The organism is Gaiella sp., assembly GCF_057140465.1.
In genome coordinates, this window is the sequence record NZ_DBNHWK010000017.1 from 1 (window position 1) to 7,508 (window position 7,508).

Annotated in this window: 7 protein-coding genes; 3 read left to right on the plus strand and 4 right to left on the minus strand. The window is 71.5% G+C overall.

Going from position 1 to position 7,508, the window contains the following annotated elements:
- From AC162C_RS02250 to AC162C_RS02260, 3 genes are all read left to right on the plus strand, one after another.
- The coding region (locus tag AC162C_RS02250) for a phenylacetate--CoA ligase family protein (protein ID WP_484096122.1) at window positions 1-697 on the plus strand (697 nt) is incomplete at its 5' end.
- A 68-nt stretch (window positions 698-765) separates the two neighbouring features.
- Window positions 766-2,043 carry a phenylacetate--CoA ligase family protein gene (locus AC162C_RS02255; RefSeq protein WP_484096123.1) on the plus strand — a complete coding sequence of 426 codons (1,278 nt, stop codon included), beginning with the start codon at window positions 766-768 and terminating at the stop codon, window positions 2,041-2,043.
- The gene (locus AC162C_RS02260) at window positions 2,040-3,404 is read left to right on the plus strand and encodes a phenylacetate--CoA ligase family protein (protein WP_484096124.1); all 1,365 of its coding nucleotides are present in this window, start codon (window positions 2,040-2,042) and stop codon (window positions 3,402-3,404) included. The genes AC162C_RS02255 and AC162C_RS02260 overlap by 4 nt, the downstream gene beginning before the upstream one ends.
- A 198-nt stretch (window positions 3,405-3,602) precedes the next feature.
- On the opposite strand, the gene AC162C_RS02265 is transcribed toward AC162C_RS02260, so the two are convergent.
- The 4 genes from AC162C_RS02265 to AC162C_RS02280 all read right to left on the minus strand — a co-directional run.
- Window positions 3,603-4,415: a class I SAM-dependent methyltransferase gene (locus AC162C_RS02265; RefSeq protein ID WP_484096125.1), complete on the minus strand. Its 813-nt coding sequence runs from the start codon at window positions 4,413-4,415 to the stop codon at window positions 3,603-3,605.
- A complete protein-coding gene (locus AC162C_RS02270; protein ID WP_484096126.1) occupies window positions 4,415-5,974 on the minus strand; it encodes a hypothetical protein in 1,560 nt (519 codons plus the stop codon). The genes AC162C_RS02265 and AC162C_RS02270 overlap by 1 nt, the downstream gene beginning before the upstream one ends.
- Window positions 5,964-6,995 carry an ABC transporter ATP-binding protein gene (locus AC162C_RS02275; protein WP_484096127.1) on the minus strand — a complete coding sequence of 344 codons (1,032 nt, stop codon included), beginning with the start codon at window positions 6,993-6,995 and terminating at the stop codon, window positions 5,964-5,966. Before AC162C_RS02275 ends, AC162C_RS02270 begins: the two co-directional genes overlap by 11 nt.
- A gap of 46 nt (window positions 6,996-7,041) precedes the next feature.
- Window positions 7,042-7,508 (minus strand): ABC transporter permease subunit (locus AC162C_RS02280; RefSeq protein ID WP_484096128.1); only part of this gene is annotated, 467 nt, incomplete at its 5' end.

Below are 7,508 nucleotides of genomic sequence, written 5' to 3' on the forward strand. Positions count from 1 at the left end.
GGGCCGACGCGTCCGCGTCGGCGCGTGCTGGAGCGAGGGGAACCACCTTCCGGGGTACTACCGCGAGCCCATCGAGGAGGCCCTCGGGTGCCGTGTGCTCGAGCGCTACGGCTCCTGGGAGACCGGCATGATCGCGCATCAATGCCCCGAGGAGCAGTCGTACCACGTGTCGGCGGAGACGGTGCTTATCGAGATCGTGAGAGACGACGGTCGGGCTGCCGCTCCGGGTGAGATCGGTCACATCCTCGTGACGCAACTCCGCAACGACGCGATGCCGCTCCTCCGCTACCGCATCGGCGACCTCGCGATTCCCACCGAGGCCGAGCGTTGCTCGTGCGGACGTCGTCTCCCGCTGCTCGGAACGCTCGTCGGTCGCTCGAACGAGCTTCTGCGTGCAGGCGACGGCGGGCTGGTGCTCCCGGAGCACGTCTCTGCCCTCATGACGTCCCTCCGTGAGAGCGTCGTCGAGTTCCAGGTCGTCCAGCACGACGACCTCCACGTGAGCGTCAAGGTCGTCCAGCGGGACAGCCCGCCACCGGAGCCCGTCCGTGAGCGCGTCGCGTCGGGGATCGACGAGTTGCTGCGGCTGCGCGGGGCCGCTCACGTCGAGCGGGTCGACTCGATCCCGCTCTCGACGTCCGGGAAACTGCGGCACATCGTCGTGGCCGACCGCGCCGGTGCCGATCCGGAGAGGTGACCGTGGGAGGTCGGCCACGTGTCCGGGAAGCGCTCACACGGGGGCACCTCCGGGTCCACCCCGGGGGAGTGTGGGAGACGTACACGAGTCTTCGCGGGACTCAGTGGCAGCGGCGCGAGGAGATCGAGCAGCTCCGGGTCGACCGACTGCGGTCGCTGCTCGCAGCTGCGCGCGGCGTCCCTTTCCACCGTGAGCGCCTGCGGGCGGCGGGCTTCGAGCCCGATCGCCTCCGTTCCGTGGCCGATCTCGCATCGCTGCCGCCGTTGGAGCGAGACGATGTCCAGCGGCTCGGCATCGCCGGGCTGCGCACGCCCCGCAGCCGCGGGATGCGGATCGCCACCTCGGGGTCGTCGGGACGGCCGGTCGAGGTGCTGCGACCACTGTCCCTCCTCGCGTCCGTCAAGGCGGCCGATCTCCGGGCGCGGGAATGGCACGGCGTCGGTCCAGCAGAGCTGCGCCTGCACGTGACCGGCTCACGTATGGGATCGAGGCGCCGCCTGATCTACGCGTTCGAGCACACGCGCCTCCACCATGTGATCCGCACGGACGGCGATGCAGCAGCCGTGCGGCTTGCCCGCACGCTCGAGAGCTCCCCACCGGCTCTCGTCACGGGCGGAGCGACACCGCTGTACGTGCTCGCGTCGCACCTCGCCGAGAGCGGTCTCAGCATCGAGCCCCAGGCGGTCTGGAGCGGCGCGGGTCATCTCCACGCCGTCCAGCGCCGCACCGTCGAAGACGCTCTCGTTGCGCGCGTGTATCAGCGCTACGGCGGCTGGGAGACGGGGGTGATCGCCCACGAGTGCCCCGAGGGGCGCCTGCACGAGGTCGCCGAGAACGTCATCGTCGAGATCGTGCGCCCGGACGGCAGCCCCGCCGCCGCCGGCGAGGTCGGCGAGGTCCTGGTCACGACGCTCTGCAACCACGCGATGCCGATCGTCCGCTACCGCCTCGGTGATCTCGCTGCGCTCTCCGACGAGGTATGTCCGTGCGGACGCGGCCTGCCGGTCATCCAGTCGCTCGTCGGACGGGCGGACGATCTGCTCGTGACCGGGGACGGCCGGTACGTCACCCCCGACGACATCGGGAGTCACCTGATGACAGCGGTCGCCGCGAGCGTCGTCGAGTTCCAGGTCGAGCAGCACGCAGACCTGCACGTGGACGTGCGCGTCGTCCAGCGCGACGAGCCGTCGCCCGAGATCTACCGGGAGCGGATCGCGGCGATGCTCGACGAGAGGCTGAGGATGCCCGGTGCGACCAGGGTCGAGCGGGTCGATGAGATCCCGCTTTCCACGGCGGGCAAGCTGCGTCACGTGATCTCGCACGCAGCGCGACCGGACGGGTCGTGAGGCTCCGCGCTTCCTCGCGCGAGCTCGTGGCACGGCTCGCGTGGCAGGCGGACCCTGCCCGCCCGGGCCCCGTCTACGAGGGCCTTCGCCGGTCGCAGTGGTGGGACCGCGAGCGGCTCGAACAGCTGCAGGTCGAGCGCCTACGAGAGATCCTCGCCGTCGCGGCACTGATTCCCTTTCATCGGGAACGGCTCTCCGCGGCGGGAATCGAGCCCGGTGACGTTGACTCCCTGGACGACCTGGCCCGCATCCCGCAGCTGACGAGGGAGGACCTGCAGTCCGCAGGGGTGGCGAGGCTCTCCGTTCCCGGTGCCCGAGGCCTGCCGCGAACGAGCTCCGGGGCGACGGGCCAGCCCGTGAAGGTCATCTGGCCCCGCGAGAAGCACGCGTGGTTCCAGGCAGCGGACCGCCGGTTCAACGACTGGCTCGGCGTCGCCGTCGGCGAACGTCGTCTCTCGCTTCCGAATCGCCCGAGCTCACTGACGCGAAGGGCGGTGGCGGCCGCGGCGGCGCTCAACATCACGTTGCTCCCGGCTGCGCGGCTCGTCGATCCCGGGGTCGTCCGCGAGCTCTCCCGCTCGCTGGCCCGGCGTCCGGCGGCGCTCGCGACCGGAGTCTCGACTGGTCTCTACGTGGTCGCCCGATCCGCGCTCGACAGCGGCGTCGAGCTCTCCGTACGCTCCTGCTGGAGCGGCGGCGCCCGGCTGCTGCCCCACCACCGCGACGTCATCGAGGAGGCGCTCCGTGTTTCCGTACACGAGCGCTACCGCAACGTCGAGAACGGAGCGCTCGCCTACGAGTGCCCCGAGGGACGATCGTTCCACGTCGCGGCCGAGTCGGTCATCGTCGAGATCGTCCGAGACGACGGAACCGCGGCAGCCCCGGGCGAGCACGGCCACGTCCTCGTCACGGATCTGTGCAACCGTGCGATGCCCCTCATTCGCTACCGGCTCGGCGATCGGGCGTTTGTCGCCTGCGGCACCTCCTGCCCGTGTGGCCGGGGGCTTCCGGTCATTGGAGCCGTCACAGGTCGAGAGCGTGACGTCCTCGTGCGGGTCGACGGTGCGCTCGTTCCCCCCGATTTCGTCGTCGCGCTGGTCATCGGTGACGGCACGAGCGTCCTCGACCTCCGCATCGAGCAGCACGCCGATCTCGGCATTCGCGTCCTCGTCGTGCAGCGCGACGAGTCGTCTGCTGCGGCCGTGCGAAAGACGATCGCCCGAGAACTCGACCGCGTACTCGGGGCCCCGGGTCTCACGTCCGTCGAGCGCATCGACCGGATCCCGCTCGACGGATCGGGAAAGCTGCGCCACGTCGTGTCGGACGCGGCGACCGTGGACGCGGCGGCGAAACTCACGTGAGCGCCCCCGCATCGGATGCCGCGCTCTGCCGTGTCACCGCGTGCGTGAGCCCACGGCACCGATCGGACGCATCGCCGCGGCCCGGCACGCGACCACGCGGCTCGTGGACGAGGCCCGTAGGTCGGCGTCCAGCGCAGTGCAGAGTCGCTGCCTCTGACCGCCTCCCCCGAGGCCGATCGGAGTCGAACGCGCGCCCTCTCAGTCGCCGTCGCGGATGGCGAGCGCGGCGTGGAAGTGTGCCGTCACAGGCGCGACCGGCGTGCGGCGCAGCCGCTCGCAGGCCCAGAGCGCACGGAGGAACCGCGCGCGTGTCGCCGCCGAGGCGTGTCGCTCGAGGCGACTGGCGACGAGGACGGCGATGACCCTCGGCGCGTGGACGAGCGTGTCCGAGGCGACCGGCCGCAGCCCGACAGCGACGAGAGATCGGTGGAGGCCGGCGGGCGACAGCGTCGCGCCGACGACGTACGGCGCGAGGCCGGCCCTCGCCGTCGCCGGGCCCAATCGCCACCACAGGTGGTTGAGCGTCACACGGGGGAGCGCCTTCGAGACCGCGATCACCGGGTTGCGAGGATTGTCGAGCGTGACGAGGAGTCGTCCGCCCGGGCGGAGCACCCGCGCCAGCTCGGCGAGCGCGACGTCGATCTCGCCCGCCCGCGGAAAGTGATCGAGCGTCGAGTTGGAGAGCACGGTGTCGAACGACGCGTCCGCGAACGGAAGGCGCCGGACGTCCGCCTCGACGACGTCGATGCCGGAGAGGCGGGCGGACGCCGCCTCGCAGATCGGGCGCTCGACGTCGATGCCGACGAGGCGTGACGCTCGCGGTGCGAGCGACCCGAGCACCCCCTCCGCGACCGCCTCGTCGAACAGGTCGGTCTTCAGCACGTCGCCGAGCGGCCCCGGGAGGAAGCGATCCGCGAGCGCCCTGTTGACGGCGTCGGAGTGCGCGCGCCAGAGCCGGAGTGGAGCGCCGTCGAGCCACACCGGCGCCATCTGGCTCCACGGCTCGCTCATCAGCGCTCGACGTGGAACGCGTGCACCTTGCCGACGTGGGTCGTGTAGGGATCGCGGCGGAGCACGCGCACCGTTGCCCCGTCGCGCCAGATCTCCTGCGTCATGTCGCGCCAGGCGGGCCCGCTGCCGACGGCGGCCAGCACCGTGCCGACGACGGCCTGGTCGTCGACGTCCCCGACTCTCGGGCTCACGACCACACCGAGTCGGGGCACCCCTTCGTCTTCCGTCTCGACGAGCTGGTAGTCGGTCGGGCCGCCGCCGAAGCGCTCGGGGAGCACTCGCTCCACGAGGTCGAGGAGCTCTGCGTAGAGGATGTTCGTGCCGTCCGTCGTGATCTTCGCGGCGGCCCTGATCGTGTGGACGTGCAGGTCGAGCCCGAGTGCGCCGGCAGGACAGCCGCATCGGCGTCGCACGAGCACGCCGTTGTCGCCGATGTCGGCGTTCAGCATCAGGCGCTGCGACGTGGGGCTGAGACACGTGAACAGGAGGCGCGGCTCGTGGCCGGCATGCGTCCCCTCGATCACGGCGACGCGTCCGGACGCGACGTGGACGTCGTCGAGCGCTTCCGGTGTTGCGCAGGCGAACCCGATCCGCCCGATCTCGTGCGCCTGGTAGTTGCAGGAGGCGGTGGCTCCGGTTCCGGTGATCGCCGCTCCCTTCGAGGTCGTGAGCGGCTCGCCGCCTGTCACGACCTGCGCGTCGGTGAATTCGATCCCGCGCTCGGTCGCGGCTCGACAGAGGCGCACCGCCGCGCCAGCGGTCGCCAGGACGACGGGGCTGCGCCCGGAACGGACACGCTCGGCGACCCCCTCCACGACCGGCCCCGGGTCGTCGAGCGGTGCGTGGCGCGGCCGGACGATGCGCTCTCCGTGGGCTCGCACGACAGCGAGTGCGAGCTCGAGGGCGGCGGCATCACGGGCACTGTGGCGAATCCCGAAGGCACGCGGGCTCCACCACTGCTCGAGCACGAGGCCCGTGCGCAGGTGGCGGAACGATGACCGTAGTCCCGACCGGGCGGGAGGCACGCTCCGCCACATGACGACCGGCCTCCCTCGCAGGCCGCGGCCCGCGATCCACAGTCGGAGGTAGCCGATGTCCTCGACGAGGTCGTCGACACCGAGCCCGACCCGAACGGGCATTCCCGAGCTTCCGCCGCTTCGCGCGGCGAGGGCTCCTTCGACGCGCAGAGGGTTGTCGAAGTCCTCGGGGGCGTAGTGGCGAACGAGCGAGCCGCGCACGATCGGCGCGCGCCCTTTCAGCTCCTCGGCGGTGAGGTAGACGCCCGCGTCGCGCAGTGCGAGCAGGGCGCCCTCGACTCCTTCGTCGCGTACGAGGGTCCGAGCGTCGTCCATCTCGATGCCCGCATGGCGAAAGAGCTGCAGGTACGGGTTGTCGGCGCGCGCGAACACCCCGCGCTCGAGGAGCGTGAGCAGGCGCTCCGAGCGCGACGCGAGCGTCTCGGCCAGGCGGCGCTGCACGGCATCCTCCGAGAAGTCCGTCCGCAGGTAGCGGCGCAGGCTCGCGGCGAACGCCCCCATGCGGTGGACGTCAGCGAGCACCGGCCTCGTCCTTGACCATCGTGAGTCGAGCCTCGTCGAGTCGAACTGCCACCGTGCGGCCGGGCTCGACGGCGTCGGAGGCCGTCACTCGGACACGAAGGCTCTCTCCGTTGCAGCGAACCGTGTGCTCGACGCTGTTCCCGAGGAACGCCGAGGTCTCGATCGTCGCGTCGGCCCCGGGATCGGGCTCGAGCCGGATGTGCTCGGGTCGGACGACGACGAGGACGCGCTCGCCCCGCTCGATGCCGTCGTCCTGCACGCGGACGAGCCCGAGCTCCGTCGACACCGTCACGCTGCCGTTCACCCTTTCTGTAACGACGCCGCTGAGCAGGTTCGCCGCCCCGACGAACTCGGCGACGAACGGCGTCCGGGGCCGCTCGTAGATCTCCCGGGGGGACCCCACCTGTTCGACGAGCCCGCCCTGCACGACGGCGACCTGCGTCGAGAGAGCGAGTGCCTCCGCCTGGTCGTGCGTCACGTAGACCGTGGTCACCCCGAGCTCGTGCTGGATCCGCAGCAGCTCCAGCCCCACCTCCTCTCGCAGCCGGGCGTCGAGGCTCGAGAACGGCTCGTCGAGGAGGAGCACCCGGGGGTTCGCCGCCAGAGCCCGGGCGATCGCGAGCCGCTGCTGCTGTCCGCCCGAGAGATCGGTCGCCCGACGAGATCCGAGGCCGTCGAGGCGCACGATCCCGAGTGCGGCCGAGACGCGGTGCTCGAGCTCCGCGCGCGAGGGCCGCCGTCGACGCGAGCCGGAGACGAGCGGGAATGCGACGTTGTCGCGAACGGACATGTGCGGCCAGATCGTCGGCTCCTGGAAGACCATCCCGACGCCCCGCCGGTCGGGCGGGACGTGGATACCGCGTTCGGCATCCGTGACGACGTGGTCGGCAAGACGGATGACGCCGGCGTCGGGCCGCTCGAGACCGGCGATGCAGCGGAGCGTCGTCGTCTTGCCGCAGCCCGACGGGCCGAGCAGCGTGAAGAACCCGCCCTCGGGCACCTCCAAGCTGAGGCCGTTCACAGCGTGCACGTGTCGACCGCCGTGCGGGTAGGCCTTCGTGAGACCGTCAAGCGAGAGCACGGGCCCTCCGTGCGGCGATCCTGCCGAGTGTGGCGGTTGCGGCGCCGAGGATCGCAATGCCGGCGATCGTCACGACTCCGAGTGCGGCCAGGTCGTCCCACTCGCCTCCCTCGTAGAGCGCCCAGATGCGGACGCCGATGACCTCGTTTCCGGGTGAGGACAGGACGAGCGAGAGCGACACGTCGGTGAGAGCGACGGCGAAGGTGGCGAGCCAAGCCGCCGCGATCGCGGTTGCTGCGAGGGGTAGCGTCACCCTGCGCAGGGTCGGCCACCAGCGCGCACCCCCGACGCGTGCTGCCTCCTCGTGCTCCCGTCCCAGCCGGCCGAGCCCTGCTCCGGCGATCCGCGTCGAGTAGGGGAGGTAGCGGGCGACGTACCCGAGCACGAGGGCGGCCGCCGTCGCGTACAGGACGACGGGGGTGCGGAGGAACAGCTGGAGCAGGCCGATCCCGA